Below are 23,045 nucleotides of genomic sequence, written 5' to 3'. Positions count from 1 at the left end.
TCCCGGCCTGAACAAATCCGGCAAAAAGTCAAACCCGGACTTTCCTGCCCGATTCTTATCTGCCATGACTGAGCTAAACAAGCGCTTGCGCTTTTCTTCATATGATATGAATTCGTATATTTTGACAAAAGCTGACGGTTAACAGCATTTTTGCCGCAAAAGTTTCTACTATTTTAACCTTGAATCCAGAAATAACTCATGTAAAATCTACCCGTAATTTGAGGAAAAAAAACGGGAAACCCCCATGTCTGTTTTCTCCTGTTCATGCTATAATTATCAGAACATTCTTAATGGATAGAAGGAGGACGACGAAATGAAGCTTTCTCAAAAGGAAACGGAAATACTTGAGCTTTTAGAGGAAAACAGCAGACTAACTCCTCTTGCAATTGCCAAAATGGTGCAGCTGTCAGAGGAAGAAACGATTGAAACGATTAAACGCCTTGAAGAATTGAAGGTCATTATTGATTATTCGACAACTGTCAACTGGCGCAAAGTAGATGGTCATGAAGGCGTAACAGCCATGATCGACGTAAAGGTCGCTCCAAAAAGAGGAACAGGTTTTGATGCGATTGCTGAACGAATATACAGATTTAAAGAGGTAAAGTCGGTGTACCTCATGTCAGGGGCTTACGACTTATCGGTTGTGATTGAAGGCAGGTCGATGTCAGAGGTTGCCCATTTTGTTTCAGATAAGCTTTCTACTCTTGATTCTGTGCTGTCAACAACGACTCATTTTATTTTGAAAAAATATAAGCATGACGGCAAAATTTACGAGCAGGATGATGAAGACAGACGAATTGTGGTGTCTCCATGACACAAGAGGAGTATTTATCTAAAACCGTTTCACAATTAAAGCCTTCCGGCATCCGCAAGTTCTTTGATCTTGCGGCTGGCATGGAAGGTGTTATTTCGCTTGGAGTCGGAGAACCGGATTTTGTCACTTCATGGAATGTCAGGGAAGCATGCATCTTATCGCTCGAGCAGGGCTTTACCTCCTATACAGCGAATGCAGGTCTTGCAGAGCTGAGAGTGGAGATTGTGAGGTATTTGCAAAAGAAATTCAATGTTTCTTATCGCTATGAGGACGAGGTTATTGTAACTGTAGGGGCTAGTCAGGCTTTGGATATTGCATTAAGGGCAATCACCGATCCTTTAGACGAAGTATTGATACCAGAGCCGTGCTTTGTTTCTTATGGACCTTTAGTATCGCTTGCAGGAGGGGTGCCTGTGCCTCTGCATACAAAGGCAGAAGATCAATTTAAGCTTCTTCCTGAACACATAGAAGCGGCGATTACAGACAGGACAAAGGCATTGCTGCTGTGCTCGCCAAGCAATCCAACAGGAGCTGTGTTAAATAAAAAGGAGCTCGAACAAATCGCTGAAATGGCTGAAAAACACGATTTAATTATTTTAGCCGATGAGATTTATGCAGAACTTACATATGATGAGGCCTATACAAGTTTTCCGAGCTTAAAGGGCATGCAGGAACGTACCATTTTAATCTCAGGCTTTTCAAAAGGCTTTGCGATGACTGGATGGCGCCTTGGATTTATTGCAGCTCCGGCAGCTCTCTCTAAAGCCATGCTGAAAATTCATCAGTACTCTATGATGTGTGCTCCAACGATGGCCCAGTTCGGAGCAATCGAAGCGCTGAAAAATGGTCTGCAGGATGTTGAACAGATGAAAAAAAGCTATAGGCAAAGAAGAAATTATTTTGTTGACTCCCTTAATGAAATTGGGCTGCCGTGCCATCTGCCGGGAGGAGCTTTTTACGCATTTCCTTCAATTGCGAATACCGGACTCAGTTCAGAAGAATTTGCTGAGCGTCTTTTGCTCGAACAAAAGGTAGCTGTTGTACCTGGCCATGTTTTTGGCGAGAGCGGAGAGGGTTTTATCAGATGCTCGTATGCATCTTCCTTAGAACAGCTGCAAGAGGCATTAAGAAGAATTTCTATGTTTATGAAAAATTTCCAATAGGAATTTTAAACATAAAAAATGGACAAAACCGTTTTGGTTTTGTCCAATAAACAAAAGGGGGGAATACTAGAAAGCTTATACGCTAATAGTATTCCCCTTTTTTTGAGGACTAAACCTCTTTTTTACATTTTTTCTCTTCTAAATTCTGAAGATATTTTATGAAACAAATGATCTTTTGCCAACGTTTCATAGATGTCAGAAGGAGGGCAGAACATGAACGATGATGAGTTAGTTATAAAAGCAAAAAAAGGCAATATGAATGCGTTTCAGGATCTTGTTAAGAAATACACTCCAGTTGTTGAAAAGTTTGCTTATCAGCTGGGGAACCGGCGTGATGATATAGATGATATTACACAGGAAGTATTTATACGCGTGTACCGTTTTCTTGATCAATTTTCAAAAGCGAAATTTTCAACCTGGCTTTATAAAATAACCCTCAATGTCACGCGTGATGCTGCAAGAAAACGAATGTCAAATATGCAAAAGGTCTTTAAAATTCAAAACGAGCCTGCCAATGATTATCCGGAGGTAGAAGCTCATGTTCTTCAAAATGAAGAAGACAGGGCCCTTCATCTTTGTCTTCAAAAGCTTGATGAAAAATATAGAGTTCCAATTGTGCTTTATTATTTTCATGAACTGAAATATGAAGAGATTGCTGAAATTATGTCGATTACGTTATCTGCTGTTAAAACAAGAATATTACGAGGAAAAACAATGCTTAAGAAGATATTGGAAGAGCACGAGAAGAAAGAAGGTGAAACTCATGGATGATCAAATCTTTGAGCAAAAATTATCGAACTTAAAACAATCCTATCAGCAGCTGCCTTTGCAAACTTCTTCCGATAAAATAATGGAACGAATTAAAAAGGAAGAGAAAAAGAAACGGAGCTTTTTCTCGGCTCAAACCCTATATGCCGCAAGCTTCATTGGCGTCTTAATCATAGCGGGACTGCTGGGTACCCAGCTTTTAATGCAAAAGGAGCGGGGAAATGGCGGAACTGGCGATCAGCCTCCGGCAGCAGTTGTGCCGCCTTCAGCTGAAGAAATTGAAGCAAGGCATAAAGAAGTCAGACAGCTGTATGAAGACCAATTAATTGCATTTGATAAAGCTATAAGCATAGCTGATGCGGAACAATATGCTTTTATACAAGACGCCAAGAAAGCTGTTGCTGATTTTGAAAAACGAGAAACCTATAAATCAAAGCAGGAGCTTGAAAATTACTGCAATACGGTGAAGCAGACAGTTGAGCAAAATGTCTCTGTTCCAAGTGAACAGCTTGCCAACTTGCGTGCAAAAGCTGAAGAAGGAAAGCAAATTAAAGATGAAGAAATTATCAGTTTGCTTGAAAAACAGCGTGTGATGAATGAATATTACTTTGAAAAGTGGCAGTCTGTATCACAGAACTTACAATATACAGATGTGTTTGCTTTTGCAGATGAATTGAATCGTACTGGCACTGACGACCCTGAAGCAGGTCCTATAGTGAAAGAAATTAGAGACAGCGGCTATCGTTTTTATCATGAAGGTGAAGGGATGATTAATTTTCAGCCTGATCTGGCTTTATTGGAAACTGAACTAAAGCCAAGCCCGCAGATGAAGAAGTATTTTGAAGTTGAAAATCAGGCTCAGGTGACAGAAGACGGTGCAGTCAGTGTTTCACCTCAGGAGCTTGCGGATCGGACACTTGCATTAGAAGACTTTATAAATAAAAATCCTAATTTTAAATATAGTGAAAAGCTGAAAGAGCGGTATGAATTTTGGCTGTTCTTACTCTTAAAAGGACTTACGAATTCGCAAGCAATCGATGAAGAGAATCGTTTAAAGGAAGAATGGAAGTCGGCATTGGAATATGTAATGGAAAAGGATCCAAATAGTCAAACGGCGGCTGTCGTAACAGAGTTCTACAATTATTTAGAAGAGAAGAATTTTACGTTTAATACGGTAGAGGAGTTTCTGGAATATGAGGTAACAGTTCCAGAAAGCTTAAGGCCGTCTGTTTCGTTTTATGGAGGAAGAGAAATCAATTTGTTTCCTTTATCAAACAGAATTTACAATGCATATCTTTCATATAAGAATGGAAATGGAGAGGCACTAAATGAACTCCAGCCTGCCGATATCATCCGTCTATACATGTATACAATCGTCAAGAAAGATGCAGATACAGCTTATGATCTTCTTTATAAGGGAGATGGAACTCCGTCTAAAGAGGAATTTGAACGTGATATACAAAATAAAGCAGCGGAGTATCAAGCTCTTTCAAATAAGCTGTATAAACTTGGTGAAAAATATAATGAAAATAATGTGAAATTAGAATTCTTTTATGAGGATGGTTCTGCGGACAGCTTTGAAATTAGAATAGATCCTCAAAATTATTCATCGAAGGTTGTTTACCCGTAAAGTAGATAAATCCTTAATTAGGTGAAAATCGGTGGATAAATATTGAAAACAGGTTTACAAAAGATCAATTTAGACGGATAAGACATTTTCATGATTCAGCCGGGCGCTCTTGCAGCCCGGTTTTTCTAATAGGAAAGGAAGAGTTCAAATGCTGGTTCAAACTGATAGGCTTGCTTCGAAAATTTGAGAGAAAGGATAGCAGTTATTTGACAAAAGGGGCCTTTAGTTTATGAGGGAAAGGACAAATCGTTCTCTTTGGAAATGGTTGAAAAGAAATTTTACGACCGGAATAACGAAACCGTAAGATGTATCATAGCCTATGATCATACCCCGATTGGCAATCTCCAATTTAGTATGAAATAACTCATAAAGAGCGGTGTATTTACGGATACCCAGAGGGATCTGTTATTGGAATGGATCAGTTTATAGGAGAGCCAGATTTTTGAAAAAGGGGAATCGGGCAAAAGCTGATTAGGCGATGCATCCTGCCTGCTTTCTGATGGGATCGACTAGGACTTGTCATGGATTCTTTGACGACAAACGAGCGTGCCATTTGCTATGAAAAGTGCGGTTTTACTAACGTGAAATTGCTGCCGAAACACCTTTTTTTTGATGGCGCTTACCGGGATTGCTGGCTGATGGAGATGAAGAAATTTCTATCTTCTGAGAGCTGAAATGCTTTACATAAATTAAAAAACCTCATTGAAAAAAATGGGGATATATGATATAGTTTTAAATTGCGTATATTAAACGAGAAAAATACAACTTATATAGGAGTGTTACCATGAGCACAAAATACGAAACAGGTTCTGTTCACACAGGAAAAGTAACAGGAATCCAACGCTACGGAGCGTTTGTAGCATTAGATGAATCAACACAAGGTTTAGTTCACATTTCTGAAATCGCACACGGTTTTGTTAAAGATATCAACGAACAATTAAAAGTAGGCGACGAAGTTCAAGTGAAAGTTCTTTCAGTTGACGAGCAAGCTGGCAAAATCAGCCTTTCAATTCGTGCAACTCAAGAAGCTCCAGCACAAACTGAAGCTCCTAAAAAGCCTAAAAAGCGCCAAGCTACAGTGAAAGCAACTCCTGCTTATTCTAACGAAACTCCACAAGGTTTCAACACTCTTAAAGAAAAATTAGAAGAGTGGATCGAGCAATCTAAACAAACAAATAAATAAATCCGGCCTTATTTAAAAGAATGCATCCGTTGCGGATGGATTCTTTTTTTGTGTAAAAAATGATTGTCTGCGAAAAAAAATTGGCTGGAAACTATTAGCTGCAGCTAATAAAAACAATTTTAGGCATTAACCCGAGAGGCTAAATAGGCTTTTGTCTTTCGCTAAATAAATTGCTTTTTCGGCTAAATGATTCCGAGTTTCAGCTATAAAAAAGCAGAATTCGGCTAAATAAAGTTTAATATCAGCGATAATAAATTTCTGAAAAACAAAAAAAGCACCGAATGATGGCATTCGGTGACTGCACTTATCATTTATCGTGCTTCTGGTTTTGGCTCGTCGCGAGCAATTTCAGCTGCCGGCTTGAACAGAATTGCAAGGTTGATAAGGCCGGCAATTCCAACTAGTCCGTAGATAATTCTTGATAATGCAGCGTCTTGGCCGCCGAAAATAGCAGCTACTAGATCAAATTGGAAGAAGCCGATTAAACCCCAGTTTATCGCTCCGATAATAGTAAGTACAAGTGCAATGCGTTGTAATGCGCTCATGCTGTTACCTCCTTCAGATATGAGAATGCACTCATAGAGTGTGAAGAAATCAGCAGAATTATTCATCAAGGCAAAAAAGAGTTTGCCGAGCGCATTTCTTGCAAAAACAATCGAAAAAAGGCCATACTTATTTTATAAAAAGTAAAGAGGCGATAATTGTGGAAAATTTTACATACCATAATCCTGCTAAATTAATTTTTGGTAAAGATCAGCTTGAACAGCTAAAAACTGAAGTGACTAAATACGGCAAAAATGTTCTCCTTGTTTACGGTGGCGGAAGCATTAAGCGTAATGGTTTATATGATAAAGTTCTTGCACAGCTTGAGGAAATTGGAGCTAATGTGTTCGAGCTTGCAGGGGTTGAGCCAAATCCAAGGTTATCGACTGTAAAGCGCGGCGTAAATCTTTCTAAAAGTGAAAATATTGACTTCCTTTTAGCTGTAGGCGGAGGAAGTGTCATTGACTGTACAAAGGCCATCGCTGCAGGGGCAAAGTATGACGGAGATGCTTGGGATATCGTTACCAAAAAACATATGCCGACAGAAGCTCTTCCGTTTGGAACAGTTTTGACATTAGCTGCAACTGGATCTGAAATGAATGCAGGTTCTGTTATCACTAACTGGGAAACACAAGAGAAATACGGATGGGGAAGCCCTCTTACATTCCCGAAATTCTCTATTTTAGATCCTGTTAACACATTTACAGTTCCAAAGGACCAAACCGTATATGGAATGGTTGACATGATGTCGCATGTGTTTGAACAATATTTCCACCATACGAAAAACACACCTCTGCAGGACCGTTTCTGTGAAGCTACTTTAAAGACAGTAATTGAAACAGCTCCTAAGCTGATGAATGACTTAGAAAATTATGAGCTTCGCGAAACCATCCTATATTCAGGCACAATTGCATTAAACGGATCTCTGCAAATGGGTTACCGCGGCGATTGGGCGACTCATAACATTGAGCATGCTGTATCAGCTGTGTATGATATTCCGCATGCAGGAGGTCTCGCAATCCTATTCCCTAACTGGATGAGACATACGCTGGATGAGAACGTTGACCGCTTCAAACAAGTTGCTGTACGAGTATTCAATGTTGATCCTGAAGGGAAATCAGATCGTGACATCGCATTCGAAGGCATCGATAAGCTAAGTGAATTCTGGAGCAGCTTAGGCGCACCAAGCCGCTTGGCTGATTACGGCATCACAAACGAGAAGATTGACCTGATTGCCGATAAAGCAATGTCTAACGGAGAATTCGGCAACTTTAAAAAGCTGAATAAAGAAGACGTTCTTGCGATTTTAAAAGCATCTCTATAATAGAAGAACACTCTGTTTCGGCAGGGTGTTTTATTTATTTTTGGAATGAACGCGTTTTCATCCGGAGGCTCGCTTGATTTACTATCTCAGTTTCGTTAAAGTGAAAGAGGATAAAAATTTTTATATGCGATGGAGGAACTGCAATGACACATGTTCGGTTTGATTATTCTAAAGCGTTGTCATTTTTTGGTGAACACGAACTTACATATTTGCGCGATTTCGTTAAAGTGGCGCATCATTCAATTCATGAAAAAACAGGTGCGGGAAGTGACTATTTAGGATGGGTTGATCTTCCGTCTGAGTATGATAAAGAAGAATTTGCACGCATTCAAAAAAGTGCAGAAAAAATTAAATCTGATTCAGATGTTCTTTTAGTAGTCGGAATCGGGGGTTCATACCTTGGGGCGCGTGCTGCTCTTGAAATGCTGAATCATTCTTTCTACAATGCTCTTTCTAAAGAACAGCGCAAAACGCCTCAGATTATTTTTGTGGGCAACAATATCAGCTCAACCTATATGAAGGATTTAATGGATCTGCTTGATGGGAAAGATTTCTCTATCAATGTTATTTCCAAATCAGGCACAACAACTGAGCCTGCGCTTGCATTCCGTATTTTCCGCAAGCTGCTCGAAGAAAAATACGGAAAAGCTGAAGCTAAATCCCGTATTTACGCAACAACAGACAAAGCCCGCGGTGCATTAAAAACACTCGCAACTGAAGAAGGCTACAAATCATTCATTATTCCAGATGATGTCGGCGGACGTTACTCAGTTTTAACAGCTGTTGGCTTATTGCCAATTGCTGCTGCAGGAGCTGACATCGAGGAAATGATGAAAGGCGCGGCAGCCGCAATGGAAGATTTTGCAGTTTCTGAGCTGGAAGATAATGCTGCATACCAATATGCTGCTGTTCGAAATGCTTTATATAACCGCGGTAAAACGATTGAAATGCTGATTAACTATGAGCCGGGTCTTCAATACTTTTCAGAGTGGTGGAAACAGCTGTTTGGCGAAAGTGAAGGAAAAGATCAAAAAGGCATTTTCCCTGCTTCAGCAAACTTCTCAACGGATCTTCATTCAATGGGACAATACGTTCAAGAAGGCCGCCGCGATTTATTTGAAACCGTGCTGAACGTAGAGAAGCCTCGTCATGAATTAACGATTGAAGCAGAAGAAAATGATTTGGACGGCTTAAACTACTTAGCTGGTGAAACAGTTGATTTCGTTAATAAAAAAGCATTCCAGGGCACAATGCTTGCTCATACAGACGGTGGCGTTCCGAACTTAATCGTGAATCTTCCGGAAATGAACGAGTACACATTCGGATACCTTGTTTATTTCTTCGAAAAAGCATGTGCAATGAGCGGATACCTGCTGGGCGTCAACCCATTTGACCAGCCTGGTGTTGAAGCTTATAAAGTGAATATGTTTGCTTTACTCGGGAAACCAGGTTTTGAAGAAGTGAAAGCGAAGCTTGAGAAACGCTTAGAGGAATAAGGGTTTACGCGACCTTCCTAAGTGGTATTTTATAAGGTAATTGCATAGTTCTCGGGGTATAAAAAGGGCGACTGACCACATTCCTTGCTAAAATGTGTTTGAGTCGGCCATATACTCCGGGAATTTTTTTATTGATTTGGCTTCCATAGATTTTGTAACATGGGATAAATGTTTCCGGCAGCCATCCTTGTGTCCTAATCTTTTCTTGAAACTCTACTTGTGCCGGGAGTTTGGCAAGGATTTGCACTAGTAATCCATATTCCGCGAAAGAAACTGAATCTTTTTTCTTAGACTTCTCGTACTTGTTTTTAATACTCCTCAAACTTGTCTTTATATTCTTCATATTCTTCATATTCTTCATATTTTTCATAATTGTTCATCATTAATATTCTATATCGAACGTTCATTCGTGTATAATTAAGACATACTTTTCAAAGGAGGAAATTATGAACTCAATTGATTTGATTATCTTAAATTTTAATGAAGTTAGAAGAAGAAGCATAAAGGTTTGGACTTCTATTCCCGCAGAAAAACTTAATTGGAAACCAGATGATAAAGCTATGACTTGTTTTGAAATGATTAGACATGTATTAGAAAGTGAACATTACTATCACTTGGCAATTAAAAACAGAGGGAGCCTCTCTACTTTTGATTCTCCCTTTGAAAACCTTCCCTATACATCAGTAGAAGCAGAATTAGAGTTTGCAGACCTGTATAGAAAACAGTTCATAGATACAGTTAAATCGTTTTCTGAAGAAGATTTAGATACCATAAAAATTGACAGATCCGAATCTGGATACATAAGAAGTCTGGGAGATATGCTACTGCGTGTGGCCTATCATGAATCTGTCCACACTGGTCAGTTATTAGATTATCTAAGATCTGCAGGCATACCCAGAGTTCGAATCTGGGACTAAATAGGCTGAAGAAGTTATCAAATACTTTGGCTATTTTTTCTTATGCAGTTTCTTTAAAATGGAAATTGTCATATTAAAGAAACGGACGCGTTTAGTTGACAAAGATAAAGGTTTTTTCGATCTATGGCCTGAATTTAGTCAATAAAAAAAGAATAGATTGGAGAGGTATGAGAATGATGAAAAAAGGTCAATTAGAGGTTATGAACTTAAATGAATTAATAAAAGACCAAAAGGACTACACAAATTTTATTGTAAGTGAAGTAAATGACCACGCTCTTAGAATAGCTGTGATAAATGGAGAATTTCACTGGCATAAACACGAGGATTGCGACGAGTTATTTTATGTATTAGAAGGTGAACTTTTCATAGACTTAGAAAACAATGAAACAGTTTCATTATATCCAGGTGAAATATTTACTGTACCTGCTAATACAATGCATCGAACTCGTTCAAACAAAAGGACAGTCAATATTTGTTTTGAAAAGGCAATTAACGATATAAAAGGGAGCGAAAGTTAATAGTAAATCAATCAATTGTTAAATTGACGGTTGGCATAACTTCATAAATAATGCTGTTTTATTGAACAATTGGAACCATTTTGTTGTACAAGAAGGTCCTATTAGTTTGAGGGGATATGAAAGAAATGATATTAGTGAGTTCTTGTTTAGCAGGTTTAGAGGTAAGGTATAATGGTACGCATAGTCTAGATAACAAGATAAGTAAACTAATAGAAGAAAATAAAGCAATAACCGTTTGTCCCGAATTGCTTGGCGGTTTTTCAACACCAAGAGAACCTGCGGAGATAATAGGCGGCAACGGGGAAGATGTACTGGATGGGAATGCCAAAGTAGTCGAGAAATCAGGAAGAGACGTAACTGAACAGTACATAAAAGGAGCTTATGTAACTTTTAATAAAGCAAAAGAGGTTAATGCAACAATTGTTGTTCTTAAAGAGGACAGCCCATCCTGTGGAAGTTCAATGATTTACAATGGTGAATTTATAGGTAAGAAAATTGTTGGAAATGGAGTCACAACTGCTTTACTAAAAAGAAACGGGTTACGAGTAATTTCAGAAGAACAGTTTTCGGATAATCTCGGGTGAGATAAGATATCCTATCTTCAGGCTAAGAGTGCAGTAATTGAGTATTGTTGAGAAATATTCATATCAATTTCATACTTTCGTTCTTAAACAATCGGGCGCTTGCCAGAACAAGCAGTAAAAGGCTGATAAAAATGATACATGTTTGAAAAAAATAAAACAGGAGCCGGGGAGATTGAAACCTTTCCCCGGCTTTCTTGCGTTTCCTGGAAGAGTACTTTGCTATTCAGCTAAATATGGAGATTATTTAAAGAGTGCTGAACACATTCTCTTATTGATTTCCCTTCTCTTACTAATTCTGCAACTAATTCTTCAATCTTTTTTTTATCTTCTTTTATAGACTTAGGAAACTCTATTGAAAACAAATTAACTTTTAATTTTTCCCTTGAATTTCTAATAAAGCTTTATAACGCAATACGTTGTGCTTTTTTTATAAAATCTCTCCACGTTGTAAATCATAATAAAAAAGGAGGTCGAAATTATGATTGAAATTCCGTCAAAGCTTGAAGGAAAGTCGTTTAAGCTTTACCATCTTGAACAGCAGCTAAAGCCGCTTGGCTATGCAATCGGCGGAGGCTGGGAGTATGATCATGGTTCGTTTGATTACAAAATTGATGATGAAGAAGGCTATCAGTTTCTTCGTGTGCCATTTACAGCGGTGGATGGTCAGCTTGACTCGCAAAACACAACGGTTAAGCTGACAAATCCATACCTGCTTTCACATAAATACAAAATCGGACTTGATGATCATGTTCATATCGGAAATGTGAAAGCTTCATTTGATCAATTTCAGGAGCCTCAGGATAAGGATGCCGAGTTCCCTGAAAAGTATGTCGATATTGGCAAGGATTTAGTGAAAGAACTTGAAGCGGTATTGCTGGATTAATGGGTAATCAGAATGAGAAGATCATCCTGTTGCAGGATATGGGAGATAGGCGGGTTCAACTTCGTCTTATCTCCTTTTTTGATGCCGATTAACAGCAGCTCTTTTTCAAGCAGTGCGTGGCTTGCCGCATGAAAAGTTTCTCCAATTAATTCTTGTGGAATCGGTTCGATTTTAAAATAGTTTCCTTTTGCAGCATTCAGTTCAGAGTACACACTCGATAAGCCGTATTTTGCTAAGTAGCTGTTCATCATTAAATGACTTGACAGCTGATACGATTTAATAATTTCATCTGCCCCGGCACGCTTTGCGTTATTCACATGCATTCCCGTTACGAGCTCGATGACTGTATATAAATCAGGATTTATCCCTTTCAAAGCAAGTAAAATGAGAATGGAGTTCATATCTGCATCCGATTCATTTTTATGCTGATTGGCTGTAATGATGGCTGCATCTGCATGTTCGATATTCGCTCTCACGAGTGTCCGGTCTATTGTCGGGTTGCCTTTAATAAAATGAAGATTTTCAATAAGAGGAGATTCCTCAAGCGTATCATCAATTAGTACAATGTTTTTGTATGGCTTTATTTTCTGGAAAGTCTCAATCAGTTCGTTCGTTTTCTCATTCCATCCGATAATCACAATATGATTGCCATGTTTATAAGCTGTATCTCCTTTTAGATAAGAATGCTGTTTTTGAAAAGCTGCCGCTGACAATGTTGCGAAATAAGTTGTGATAAATCCTGCTCCGATTAAAATGAGCACCATTCCAACAGAGCGCCCCGCTACGGTTTTAGGCACATAGTCTCCGAAGCCTACGGTGGATACGGTGACAAGCGCCCACCAGATTCCATCAAACACGGTTGGAAAAACTTCAGGTTCAATAAGAGAAATAATCTGACCGAAAAGAAGCACAATCAGCATAACGATCAAAACAATTCTGAAATACACGGGCCATTTCAGCCAATCAATCAGTAATTTATTAGACTTCACCAAACTCACCTCTTATTTATCTTTTGGAAGAAATGAAAGAACCTCTCTGATAATGGAATTGATTTTATCTGTGACAGCCTCTTTTCCATAGACACCTATAGCTTTATCAATGGCAGACATTGTTTTCTCATTGAATTCGATTATAGGCTTATCCTCTTCTGCGTCATTGTAGAATTGGATAAAGAGATCAAGACCTTCATTCATTTTATCAATTGCATCGCTGAGTGCGTTTTTTTCATCTTTAGTCAATTTCATCGTTTCACTTCCTTATGTCCGTTCAAAACGTATTCCTCTGTAGTATGTGCAATCTTGCTCTATTTTTTCGGCAATCGGTGAAAGTTCTGAAGTTTGTCTTCTGGCATGTTATTTTTTCTTTTGTAAAAGATAAAAGAAATAGGCATGACCTGAGGTTGATAACTTATGAAAAAAAGATATGTATCTGTAAAAAAGAAGTTTTGGATCAGTCAGACAGCCGCAATCCTTTGGATGAGCGCCTCGATTCTGATTTCTTTGCCGTGGGTCAGGGAACTTGCAGAAATCACCTGGCTTCCTCTTGCCATTCTTATTATCGCCGGGATTGCGTATATTCCGGGATATTTAAATGCATTTTTGGTATGCAGTCTGTGGATTGACAGACAGCCGAGGCTTAAGATCCTCAGCCCGGATGTGCCGGTTACGGTCATTATTGCTGCAAGAAATGAGGAAAGAAATATTGGGACCACGATTCACTACATCGCTAAACAGGATTATGAAGGCGATATTCATGTGATTGTGGTTGATAATGGTTCAACAGATGATACGGTTATCAGAACAGGGGAATGATAGAAGCTTTAAAGGAAATGAAGCCTTGGCATCAGCCGGTTCTGTTCTCCAAATTTCTGACGGGCATAAACTTTATCATGCCATACCTTGATTTTACATACACAGTTTTTTGGATTCCGGGACTTATTCTCGCATTTTTTGGTTATTTTTGGATCGTCGGCCCGATGACCCTATTTGTTCTCCCGATTACCTTAATCAGCTATTTCAGCATTTACTCTTACCAGAAAAAAGTGTTCAGGGAGCTTGATTTAAGAGTCAGAAAAAATACAGCCGGCTTATTCTTATTTGTCTTAACGTATCAAATCTTAATGTCACCAGTATCTGTATGGGGCTATTTTCAAGAATTTCTTCGTTTGAGGCGAATATGGAAATAAGTGAGATGGTAAAAGCCATCTATTTAGTAAAGAATAGAAAGTATATATGAAGATTTCAGCGAGATGGATTTCACCATAGAAGGGAGGTGACCTTATCCGCTAACGGATAAGGGAACTTTTGATTGCTACAAATTTGATATTGGTAGCCCTGTTAATTGCTGCAACCGGTTTTTTTGTCGCTGCAGAATTTGCCATAGTAAAGGTGAGAAGTTCCAGAATTGATCAGCTTGTCGGAGAAGGAAATAAAAATGCCATTGCTGCAAAAAAAGTGACTGGCAGTCTTGATGAATATTTATCTGCCTGCCAGCTGGGAATTACGATTACAGCTCTTGGACTGGGCTGGCTTGGAGAGCCGACAATTGAAGATCTGCTTCATCCGCTATTTGATTCATGGGGAATAAACCCGTCTCTTTCCGGCATTTTATCATTTGTGCTAGCTTTTATTGCCATTACTTACTTGCATGTAGTTATTGGAGAGCTTGCTCCAAAAACGCTTGCCATTCAAAAAGCCGAGCGGGTGACAATGACTCTGTCCCGTCCGCTCATTTTCTTCTACAAAATCATGTATCCTTTTATAAAAACGCTGAATGGTTCTGCGTTATTTATTGTCAGGCTCTTCGGTCTGCATGCAGCATCCGAGCATGAAGTGGCCCATACAGAAGAAGAGCTGCGGATTATTCTGTCTGAAAGCTTAAAAAGCGGGGAAATCAATCAATTAGAATATAAATACGTCAATAAGATTTTTGAGTTTGACAACAGAATTGCCAAAGAAATTATGGTTCCAAGAACAGAGATGATTACGGTATCCCTTGAAGATTCTTTCGAGGAGAATCTAGAGATCATGAGAAGCGAAAGATATACAAGATATCCGCTCGAACATGAAGATAAAGATAACATTGTTGGTCTAATCAATATTAAAGAAATTTTAAATGCCCTTTACATGTCAAAAGATGGCGTGCTGATTAAAAATTATATACGTCCCGTAATCAAGGTGATCGAAACGATTCCCATTCAGGATTTATTGCTGAGAATGCAGAAAGACCGAATCCATATGGCAATCCTGGTAGATGAATATGGCGGTACAGCCGGGCTTGTAACAGTAGAGGACATTCTTGAAGAAATTGTCGGAGAAATCCTCGATGAGTTTGATGTGGACGAATTGCCTAATGTTCAAAAGAAAAGCGATTATCACTACATTTTTGACGGCAAAGCACTTATTGAAGAAGTAAATGATCTCCTTCAGCTCGAGATTGATTCTGAAGATGTCGACACAATCGGGGGCTGGGTGCTCACAGAGAAAATCGATGTGAAAAAAGGAGAGAAAATCATGTCTGACGGCTACGAGTTTACCGTAACCGATATGGAAGGGCATCATATCAGAACGCTTGAAGCTAAAAAGAAGATGGAAACTTCAGCAGGTAATCGTGAATGATTGCCTGTTTTTTTCGGAATAAAAAGATGGCAGATGACTGACAAAACATGTCCGATTTTTTTGAAAAAAACGCACAATTAATGCTCAATGCAGCCGGTGATAATGTCAGCAGCATGATGATTTCAAGATTAGCAGAAGGAAAAGACTGGCCGAAGAAGAAATAAGCTGAACTTAGTTCCAACATATCAAAATGGTTTAAAAAGAAGGTATCTATCGCATGTATCTGCTTCTTTTTTCTATAAATACAATTAGAAAGAATTCGAAGGAAATTGTTCAATCTTTAACATAATTAGAGTATAATATTTTTTAGTAATGACAACTTTTAATAAATGTAAGCGAATACTTTGCTTTTTAACATTTTATACCTATTTTTCATTCGTCTTACTTGACGTTAAGGTTGATATAAAGGAGTGTTTAAGTTGAAAAAGATTTGGTGGAAAGAAGCGGTTGCATACCAAATATATCCTAGAAGCTTTATGGATTCCAACGGTGACGGAATAGGCGATATCCGCGGGATTATTTCTAAATTAGATTACTTAAAAGATTTCGGCATTGATGTGATCTGGATTTGCCCAATTTTCACATCACCTAATGCTGACAATGGGTACGACATCAGTGATTATCAGGATATTATGGCAGACTTCGGTACAATGGAGGATTTTGATGACCTTCTTGCTGTAGTGCACAAGAGAGACATGAAGCTGATCCTTGATCTGGTAGTGAATCATACTAGTGATGAGCATCCTTGGTTCATCGAATCACGCTCCTCAAAAGAGAACGATAAACGTGACTGGTACATCTGGCGCGACGGCAAAAACGACAAAGAGCCAAACAACTGGGAAAGTATTTTCAGCGGTTCTGCCTGGGAGGTTGACGAAGCAACAAACCAATATTACATGCATGTATTCGCAACAAAACAGCCTGATTTAAACTGGAAAAACCAAGAAATGAGACATGCTGTATACGACATGATTAACTGGTGGCTTGATAAAGGCATTGACGGCTTCCGAGTAGATGCAATTTCTCATATTAACAAAAAAGACGGCTTCCCTGACCTCCCTAATCCGAACGGACTGGATTTCGTTTCCTCTTTTGATTACCACATGAATGTAGAAGGCATTATGGAGCATCTCAGCGAGCTGAAAGCGCAAACGTTTGCGCGTTATGATATCATGACAGTCGGTGAAGCGAATGGCGTTAAGCTTGAACAGGCAGAAGATTGGGTTGGCGATACAAATGGAATCTTCAACATGATCTTCCAATTCGAGCACCTCGGATTGTGGGATAATGGGACAGAAGGAACAGTCGACCTCATTAAGTTAAAAGAAACATTAACAAAATGGCAAAAAGGGCTGGACGGTTCCGGCTGGAATGCATTATTTCTTGAAAATCACGACCAGGCCCGCTCTGTATCAACATGGGGCAACGATAAGGAATTTTTGACTGAAAGTGCAAAAGCATTAGCAGCCATGTACTTCTTAATGCAGGGAACTCCATTTATTTATCAGGGACAGGAGCTTGGAATGACAAATGTTCATTTCCCGTCAATTGATGATTATGATGATGTAGCCATGAAAAACCTTTACCGTATTGAAACGGCAAAAGGACGTTCACATGAAGAAATCATGGAAATTATCTGGCATAAGGGCCGTGATAATTCCCGTACACCTATGCAATGGAATGAAGAGAAAAATGGAGGCTTCTCTACTGGCACACCGTGGTTTGGAGCGAATGAAAACTATAAAAAAATTAACGTTGAAAAGCAGGTAAAAGATGAGAACTCTGTTTATCATTTCTATAAAAAGATGATTGACCTGCGCAAGGAGCATCTGGTTTTCGTTTATGGATCTTATGATTTGATTCTTCCAGAGGATAAGCAAATCTATGCTTACACAAGAACTTTTGAAGGCAAAAAAGCACTGGTTATCTCAAACATCAGCAACAAAACGGCTTTTTACCAGTACAGCAAGCTGCCGTTATCTAAAAAACAGCTGATTCTTCAAAACTACGAAGTTGCTGAACATAAGCACACAACTTCATTTACATTGAAACCATTTGAAACAAGAGTTTACGTTCTTTAAACCACATACCCCCAAGAAGGCTGAATGCCTTTTGGGGGTTTTGTTATGAAGTGGATAATTTCCTTGAAAGTGAGCAGATCAAAGCTTGCGAGCAGCTCCAACGTGCCGGATTAGGATGCTTAATGATACAATGCAACCAAAAGAAGTAAGGAGGACTTGCAATGCTGAAAAGGTTTACTATAAAAACAAACTCACGCGACGAGATGGCAGATGTGACTTCAAGTGTTGAAAAACTGGTGAGAGAAGCTTCTATAAAAGAAGGAACTGTCCTTATTTACTGCCCGCATACTACAGCAGGCATTACAATTAATGAAAATGCTGATCCAGACGTAAAAAGAGACATGATCAGACGTTTTGATGAAATCTATCCATGGCACCATGAGAAAGACCGGCATGCAGAAGGAAATACTGCTGCTCACATGAAAGCGAGCACAGTAGGCGCCACGCAGCATGTTATCGTATCAGACGGACAGCTGGTTCTCGGCACGTGGCAGGGAATTTACTTCTGTGAGTTTGACGGCCCGAGAGAACGTACTTTTTATGTAAAGGTGCAGTCTTCATTGTGAAAAAGTATTAAAATCTTGACGATGTTCAAAATACGAAGAACTTTTCCGATTTGAGAAAGTGGATGAAAGAAAGAAGGAGCAAGCAAAAGGATCTTTCTCTATCAATTGAACGAACAGACAAAACAGTTGAAGCTGAATTAAAAAGCAATCGATCAGACATGAGCATCACCTGGATCGGCCATTCTACTTTTCTGATACAGCTAAATGGAATGAATATCCTGACTGATCCGGTATGGGCAGAAAGAATGGGCGTTCAAAAACGGCTTACAAAGCCCGGACTTCAAATACAGGATCTTCCTGAGATCGATTTTGTTCTAATCTCGCATGGACATTATGACCACCTTGATTTTTCGAGCATAAAACAATTAAAAGGAAATCCGATGTATTATGTGCCGGAAGGCCTGAAACCTGCTTTCAAAAGAAGAGGGTATAAGCAGGTAATAGAAGCAAATTGGTGGGATTCATTTGAAGTAAATGGCGCAAAACTATCCTTTGTTCCTGCTCAGCATTGGACAAGGAGAACGCTGTGGGATACCAACTCTTCTCATTGGGGCGGCTGGGTGATAGAGGATACTGTCACGCTATACACTGTATATTTCGTTGGTGATACAGGTTATTTCAGAGGATTTAAAGAGATTGGAGCAGATACGATATCGATGCAGTCCTAATGCCGATTGGAGCGTATGAGCCGGAGTGGTTTATGAAGGTTTCCCACATAAATCCGGAAGACGCGATTCAGGCGTTTCTTGATTTAAATTCGAAAGGACCATTTATCCCCATGCATTATGGTGCATACAGGCTGGCAGATGATACAGGGCCAGAAGCCCTCGGGCGCCTGTATTCAGAATGGGAAAGACTTTCGCTTGATAAAGAGCTGCTTAAGGTCATGAAAATCGGAGAAACATGGTGGAGGAAGCAGTGAGAGCTGCTCCCCGAAATCAGAAAAGAAGGCGGCTCATTTAGACGAGCCGCCTTCTTTTTATCCCCGTACCTTATGAGTAAACCGTTCATTTTTTTTTGCCGGCAAAAACTCTTTAAAGCCTTTAATTGTTTCCGGAGTTTCTTTGGCGATCTCAATTGTTGTCTGGACTGTCTGTTTTTTGTATTCAACATCTGACATGATTTTCTGCTGTGTGGCAGTTAGCTTGGTTGTTTCAGTTTGTATGCCCTCTGTTTGCCTTTGAATGCGGTTAGCCGTTTCCTGAAGATCCTGCAATGCAGGCTGTGCTTTTTTAAACGTTTTAAAAGCAGAGGTTCCTAAATAAATGAGTGCACAAACTACAAGCGCGATGCTTATATAAACAATAGCCATCGATAAAAACTCCTTTCTATTTCTTCTCTTTTTTATTTTTTACCCTAAAAGGGCATTTCTTAATCTAGGATAGAGGGCCTCATATTGTCTATATCCTTCAGCCAGGAGCGAATGCCGCGTCCTGCATAAGGCTCGTCTTTGAAACGGGGAATAACATGCAGGTGGGCGTGAAAAATATGCTGTCCGCCTGTTTCTCCTGAATTCCATCCAATCGTATAGCCATCAGGCTGATCCTCATCATCGAGCCATTTCTTCACTTCCTTTTAGCAGGCTGAAAGTTGCGTGCCACTCTTCTTCTGATAAATCGAAAACGGTTGGCCTGTGCTCTCTTGGAACGATTAAGCCCGAGCCTTTCAGCACTTTTTGCGGCATTTGCAAAAAGACGCAATGTTCATTGGACAGAACCGCTTTTTGATCTTCTATCATTTCGGGATTGCAAAGCGGGCATAACTCTTCCAACTAAGACAACTCAATCTATCTGAATCTATTTTTTACCATTTTAGCATAATCAGCCAAAATGAACTCGATATTTGCTTCTATGCGGGTATTCCTTTTAGTATGGCAGGGAACAGAGGCCGCCATGTAGAAGAAGATATACAGCATTCTTCTGAGATGGGAGGAAAACTGTATGACATGGAATCATACCTCTATAAGCAGGCTGCTTAAGATTGAATACCCAATTGTTCAAGCACCGATGGCAGGAGGAATAACTGTCCCGAAGCTGGTCGGCGCGGTCAGTGAGGCCGGAGCATTGGGATCAGTCGGTGCAGGGTATTTAACGTCCGTTCAGCTTGATCAACAAATAAAAGAAATAAAAGGTTTAACAGACAAACCCTTTAATGTGAATCTTTTCGTCCCTGAGAAAGAAGTAGGGATCAGCAAAGAAGATATTCAGACGATGAAGGGTGTCCTTGAAAAATTAAACATGCTGGCGGAAGATATTTCATTCACAAATGAAAAGAGTCAATCAAATTATGAGAAGCAGCTTGAGGCTGTTCTTCATAATGATGTGCCGATCTGTTCTTTTACTTTTGGCCTTCCTTCCATAGAAGCAGTCAGGGAGCTTAAACGGGCAGGCCGGATTGTGATTGGTACAGCAACAACAGTGGAGGAGGCTATTTTGTTCGAAGAGCGGGGTGCAGACGTTATCGTCATGCAGGGAAGCGAAGCAGGAGGACACCGAGGTACATTTAAACGATCCGCTGATTCTTGTATTGGCACAATGGCTCTTGTACCTCAAGCTGCAGACGCTCTAAACCTTCCAATTATTGCAGCTGGGGGGATTGCAGATGCAAGAGGAATAGCAGCAGCGCTGATCCTTGGTGCAGATGCAGTCCAGCTGGGAAGTGTATTTATTCCATGTACAGAAAGCGGGGCCCCTTCTGCTTACAAAGCAAAGGTACTAAGCAGCAATGAAGATGAGACCGTTTTGACAAGAGCGTTTTCCGGCAAATACGCCCGCGGGATTGAAAATGACTTTATTCAAAAGATGAAACCTTTTGAAGAAAGCATTTTACCTTATCCTGTACAAAATGAAATGACAAAAAGTTTGCGCAGTCATGCTGCACAAGAGCTCAATGCGGAAAACATGTCATTATGGGCAGGACAGGGATTAAGACTGATTACTGAATCTATGTCTGCGAAAGAGATTTTGGACAGATTAATTGGACAAGTGAACGCTGTAACAAAATCCAGCTGGAAGGGAGTGGATGCAAATGGATCTTAAAAAGGCGGCAGCTCTTGATGAGAAAGATGAGCTTGCCCATTTTCGAAATGAGTTTTATCTGAAAAAAGATGTGATTTATTTAGATGGAAATTCCCTTGGATTGCCTTCAAAAAGGGCAGAGGCAGCACTGATGTCCATGCTTGATGCCTGGAAGGAGTTTGGGATTGACGGCTGGACTCAAGGAGAAAAGCCTTGGTACTACTTATCAGAAACGCTTGGCGAGCAATCTGCATTTTTAATAGGGGCGAAGCCTGATGAGGTGGTTGTGACCGGATCAACAACAGTCAATCTGCATCAGCTCGCTGCTAGCTTTTTTCATCCAGAGAAGGAGCGGACGAAGATTCTTGCAGATGACCTGAACTTTCCATCTGACATATATGCGCTGCAGAGTCAGCTGTCATTAAGAGGACTCGATCCGAATGTCCATTTAGTTAAGGCGAAAAGCAGGAATGGCCATACCCTTGAAGAGGACGATATCATAGCTTGTATGACAAATGAAATTGCATTAGTCGTTTTGCCTACCGTTCTTTACCGGAGCGGACAGCTTTTGAATATAGAAAAGCTGACGAAAGCCGCAAGCGAACGCGGGATTTTGATTGGGTTTGACGGGTGCCATTCAGTAGGAGCAGTGCCGCATGAGTTTCACAAATGGGGAGTTGATTTTGCCTACTGGTGCAATTACAAGTATTTAAACGGAGGACCCGGTGCATCTGCAGGACTGTTTGTTCATGAAAAGCACTTGGGGAAAATGCCGGGCTTAAGCGGATGGTTTGGATCGAATAAAGAGTCTCAATTTGATATGGAGCACACCTTTACTCCTGCGGCCTCTGCCGGAGCCTATCAAATTGGAACGCCCCATATTTTCAGTACTGCGCCTCTGTCAGTGTCTCTTCAGCTTTTTAAAGAGGCTACACTTTCAGCCATCCGCAAAAAGTCGCTGAATATGACAAGAATTATGATGGATTTAATTGATTCTGAGCTTTCAGGATTTGCTTTTCGCATTATCAACCCTGCTGAAGATGACAGGCGCGGGGGCCACGTAGCTCTCGTGCACCCTGAAGCAGCAAGGATTTGCAAAGCATTAAAGCAGGCTGGCGTCATCCCGGATTACCGCTCACCAAACATTATCAGACTGGCACCCGTTGCATTGTATACATCATACGAAGAAATTTGGAAAACTATACAGTTTCTAAAGGACATTATGAGGGAAAAAAGATATGAACAATATGAAAATAAGCGTGAGGTGATCGCATAATGATTATTGATATTTCAAGACCTATTCAAAATAGCACGCCAACGTGGCCCGGCGATACGCCATTTGACTTTGAATTAATGTGGACAAAAGAAGCAAGCGGATCCGTTAATGTAGGCAAACTTGAAATGAGCATCCATACCGGTACGCATATAGATGCACCTTTTCATGTTGATTCAGAGGGGAAAAAAGTGCATGAGCTCGATCTATCAATCTACTGCGGAAAAGCAAAAGTGATACACCTTCAGGATGTTGAAGTGATAACAGCGCACGAGCTGAAAAAAGCAGGTCTTTCTGAAACAGAAAGGCTGTTGATCCGAACGGATTCGTGGGATGACCCGTTAAGGTTTCCGGAAGAGTTCTCATATTTTCACCCTGATGCAGCTGCTTACTTGAAAGAAATCGGAGTCAAGCTGATAGGTGTGGATGTTCCTTCTGTTGATTTTATGAAAAGCAAAGAGCTTCCTGCCCATCATTCATTTTTAGAGCATTCAATTTTCATTTTAGAGGGGCTTGATTTAAGTGCAGCCGAACAGGGAGATTATGAGTTAATTGCTTTGCCGCTGCCGATTGTAGATGGAGATGGAAGTCCTGTGAGAGCGATTTTAAGAACGTTTGAATAAGGCTTGTCAGGGTAAAAAAAGAAAACCGATTGTTTCTTTTCTTTT

Annotated in this window: 22 protein-coding genes and 3 pseudogenes; 19 read left to right on the top strand and 6 right to left on the bottom strand. The window is 40.0% G+C overall.

What is annotated here, in order from left to right:
- Positions 1-313: 313 nt before the first annotated feature.
- The 5 genes from LIT25_22330 (at position 314) to yugI (ending at position 5,558) form a co-directional block, all read left to right on the top strand.
- Entirely contained in the window at positions 314-814 is a 501-nt protein-coding gene (locus LIT25_22330; GenBank protein USK33237.1) for an Lrp/AsnC family transcriptional regulator, read from the top strand.
- A complete protein-coding gene (locus tag LIT25_22325; protein ID USK33236.1) occupies positions 811-1,977 on the top strand; it encodes an aminotransferase in 1,167 nt (388 codons plus the stop codon). The genes LIT25_22330 and LIT25_22325 overlap by 4 nt, the downstream gene beginning before the upstream one ends.
- 213 nt (positions 1,978-2,190) lie before the next feature.
- Entirely contained in the window at positions 2,191-2,748 is a 558-nt protein-coding gene (locus LIT25_22320) for an RNA polymerase sigma factor (GenBank protein USK33235.1), read from the top strand.
- The gene (locus LIT25_22315; protein USK33234.1) at positions 2,741-4,375 is read left to right on the top strand and encodes a hypothetical protein; all 1,635 of its coding nucleotides are present in this window, start codon (positions 2,741-2,743) and stop codon (positions 4,373-4,375) included. Before LIT25_22320 ends, LIT25_22315 begins: the two co-directional genes overlap by 8 nt.
- Positions 4,376-5,159: 784 nt before the next feature.
- Positions 5,160-5,558: a general stress protein 13 gene (yugI, locus tag LIT25_22310; protein ID USK33233.1), complete on the top strand. Its 399-nt coding sequence runs from the start codon at positions 5,160-5,162 to the stop codon at positions 5,556-5,558.
- Between the two features lie 311 nt (positions 5,559-5,869).
- Here yugI and LIT25_22305 read toward each other — a convergent pair whose 3' ends face one another.
- A complete protein-coding gene (locus tag LIT25_22305) occupies positions 5,870-6,103 on the bottom strand; it encodes a DUF378 domain-containing protein (protein ID USK33232.1) in 234 nt (77 codons plus the stop codon).
- A gap of 158 nt (positions 6,104-6,261) precedes the next feature.
- On the opposite strand from LIT25_22305, the gene LIT25_22300 reads away from it, so the two are divergent.
- Positions 6,262-7,425 carry an iron-containing alcohol dehydrogenase gene (locus LIT25_22300; GenBank protein ID USK33231.1) on the top strand — a complete coding sequence of 388 codons (1,164 nt, stop codon included), beginning with the start codon at positions 6,262-6,264 and terminating at the stop codon, positions 7,423-7,425.
- 143 nt (positions 7,426-7,568) lie between these two features.
- The gene (locus LIT25_22295) at positions 7,569-8,921 is read left to right on the top strand and encodes a glucose-6-phosphate isomerase (protein ID USK33230.1); all 1,353 of its coding nucleotides are present in this window, start codon (positions 7,569-7,571) and stop codon (positions 8,919-8,921) included.
- 4 nt (positions 8,922-8,925) lie between these two features.
- Here LIT25_22295 and LIT25_22290 read toward each other — a convergent pair whose 3' ends face one another.
- Positions 8,926-9,291 carry a hypothetical protein gene (locus LIT25_22290; protein ID USK33229.1) on the bottom strand — a complete coding sequence of 122 codons (366 nt, stop codon included), beginning with the start codon at positions 9,289-9,291 and terminating at the stop codon, positions 8,926-8,928.
- 76 nt (positions 9,292-9,367) lie between these two features.
- On the opposite strand from LIT25_22290, the gene LIT25_22285 reads away from it, so the two are divergent.
- The 4 genes from LIT25_22285 to LIT25_22270 all read left to right on the top strand — a co-directional run bounded on the left by LIT25_22285 (position 9,368) and on the right by LIT25_22270 (position 11,823).
- Positions 9,368-9,838: a DinB family protein gene (locus LIT25_22285; protein USK33228.1), complete on the top strand. Its 471-nt coding sequence runs from the start codon at positions 9,368-9,370 to the stop codon at positions 9,836-9,838.
- A gap of 173 nt (positions 9,839-10,011) precedes the next feature.
- On the top strand, positions 10,012-10,356 hold the full coding sequence (locus tag LIT25_22280; GenBank protein USK33227.1) for a cupin domain-containing protein: 345 nt from the start codon (positions 10,012-10,014) through the stop codon (positions 10,354-10,356).
- Between the two features lie 125 nt (positions 10,357-10,481).
- A complete protein-coding gene (locus LIT25_22275) occupies positions 10,482-10,940 on the top strand; it encodes a DUF523 domain-containing protein (GenBank protein USK36375.1) in 459 nt (152 codons plus the stop codon).
- Positions 10,941-11,418: 478 nt separating this feature from the next.
- Positions 11,419-11,823 carry a YugN-like family protein gene (locus LIT25_22270; protein USK33226.1) on the top strand — a complete coding sequence of 135 codons (405 nt, stop codon included), beginning with the start codon at positions 11,419-11,421 and terminating at the stop codon, positions 11,821-11,823.
- On the opposite strand, the gene LIT25_22265 is transcribed toward LIT25_22270, so the two are convergent.
- Positions 11,820-12,812: an NAD-binding protein gene (locus tag LIT25_22265; GenBank protein ID USK33225.1), complete on the bottom strand. Its 993-nt coding sequence runs from the start codon at positions 12,810-12,812 to the stop codon at positions 11,820-11,822. The genes LIT25_22270 and LIT25_22265 overlap by 4 nt on opposite strands.
- A gap of 12 nt (positions 12,813-12,824) precedes the next feature.
- Complete coding sequence (locus LIT25_22260; GenBank protein ID USK33224.1) at positions 12,825-13,067, bottom strand: atypical membrane-integrating protein (Mistic protein); 243 nt, start codon at positions 13,065-13,067, stop codon at positions 12,825-12,827.
- 165 nt (positions 13,068-13,232) lie between these two features.
- Here LIT25_22260 and LIT25_22255 point away from each other — a divergent pair.
- The 5 genes and pseudogenes from LIT25_22255 (at position 13,233) to LIT25_22235 (ending at position 19,009) form a co-directional block, all read left to right on the top strand.
- A pseudogene (locus LIT25_22255) lies at positions 13,233-14,008 on the top strand (glycosyltransferase).
- A 118-nt stretch (positions 14,009-14,126) separates the two neighbouring features.
- Positions 14,127-15,440: a hemolysin family protein gene (locus tag LIT25_22250; protein ID USK33223.1), complete on the top strand. Its 1,314-nt coding sequence runs from the start codon at positions 14,127-14,129 to the stop codon at positions 15,438-15,440.
- A gap of 419 nt (positions 15,441-15,859) precedes the next feature.
- Complete coding sequence (locus LIT25_22245; protein ID USK33222.1) at positions 15,860-17,521, top strand: alpha-glucosidase; 1,662 nt, start codon at positions 15,860-15,862, stop codon at positions 17,519-17,521.
- A 161-nt stretch (positions 17,522-17,682) separates the two neighbouring features.
- Entirely contained in the window at positions 17,683-18,087 is a 405-nt protein-coding gene (locus LIT25_22240) for a secondary thiamine-phosphate synthase enzyme YjbQ (GenBank protein ID USK33221.1), read from the top strand.
- Positions 18,088-18,137: 50 nt separating this feature from the next.
- A pseudogene (locus LIT25_22235) lies at positions 18,138-19,009 on the top strand (MBL fold metallo-hydrolase).
- 57 nt (positions 19,010-19,066) lie between these two features.
- Here the strand turns inward: LIT25_22235 and LIT25_22230 are convergent.
- The gene (locus LIT25_22230; protein ID USK33220.1) at positions 19,067-19,399 is read right to left on the bottom strand and encodes a DUF948 domain-containing protein; all 333 of its coding nucleotides are present in this window, start codon (positions 19,397-19,399) and stop codon (positions 19,067-19,069) included.
- 59 nt (positions 19,400-19,458) lie between these two features.
- Positions 19,459-19,825, bottom strand: a pseudogene (locus LIT25_22225) (HIT domain-containing protein).
- Positions 19,826-20,027: 202 nt separating this feature from the next.
- Between LIT25_22225 and LIT25_22220 the strand changes: the two are divergent.
- Genes LIT25_22220 through kynB form a run of 3 tightly spaced genes read left to right on the top strand, consistent with a single transcriptional unit; the run spans position 20,028 to position 23,000 of the window.
- Positions 20,028-21,125, top strand: a complete 1,098-nt coding sequence (locus tag LIT25_22220) for a nitronate monooxygenase (protein ID USK33219.1) — start codon at positions 20,028-20,030, stop codon at positions 21,123-21,125.
- Positions 21,109-22,380, top strand: a complete 1,272-nt coding sequence (gene kynU / locus LIT25_22215; protein ID USK33218.1) for a kynureninase — start codon at positions 21,109-21,111, stop codon at positions 22,378-22,380. The genes LIT25_22220 and kynU overlap by 17 nt, the downstream gene beginning before the upstream one ends.
- Complete coding sequence (gene kynB, locus LIT25_22210) at positions 22,380-23,000, top strand: arylformamidase (protein USK33217.1); 621 nt, start codon at positions 22,380-22,382, stop codon at positions 22,998-23,000. Before kynU ends, kynB begins: the two co-directional genes overlap by 1 nt.
- Positions 23,001-23,045: the final 45 nt, after the last annotated feature.

The sequence above is a fragment of the Bacillus sp. F19 genome, assembly GCA_023823795.1.
In the GTDB taxonomy this organism is placed as follows: domain Bacteria; phylum Bacillota; class Bacilli; order Bacillales; family Bacillaceae; genus Bacillus_P.
Note: the sequence above shows the minus strand (reverse complement) of the source record. Positions and strands in the feature narration are given on the sequence as shown.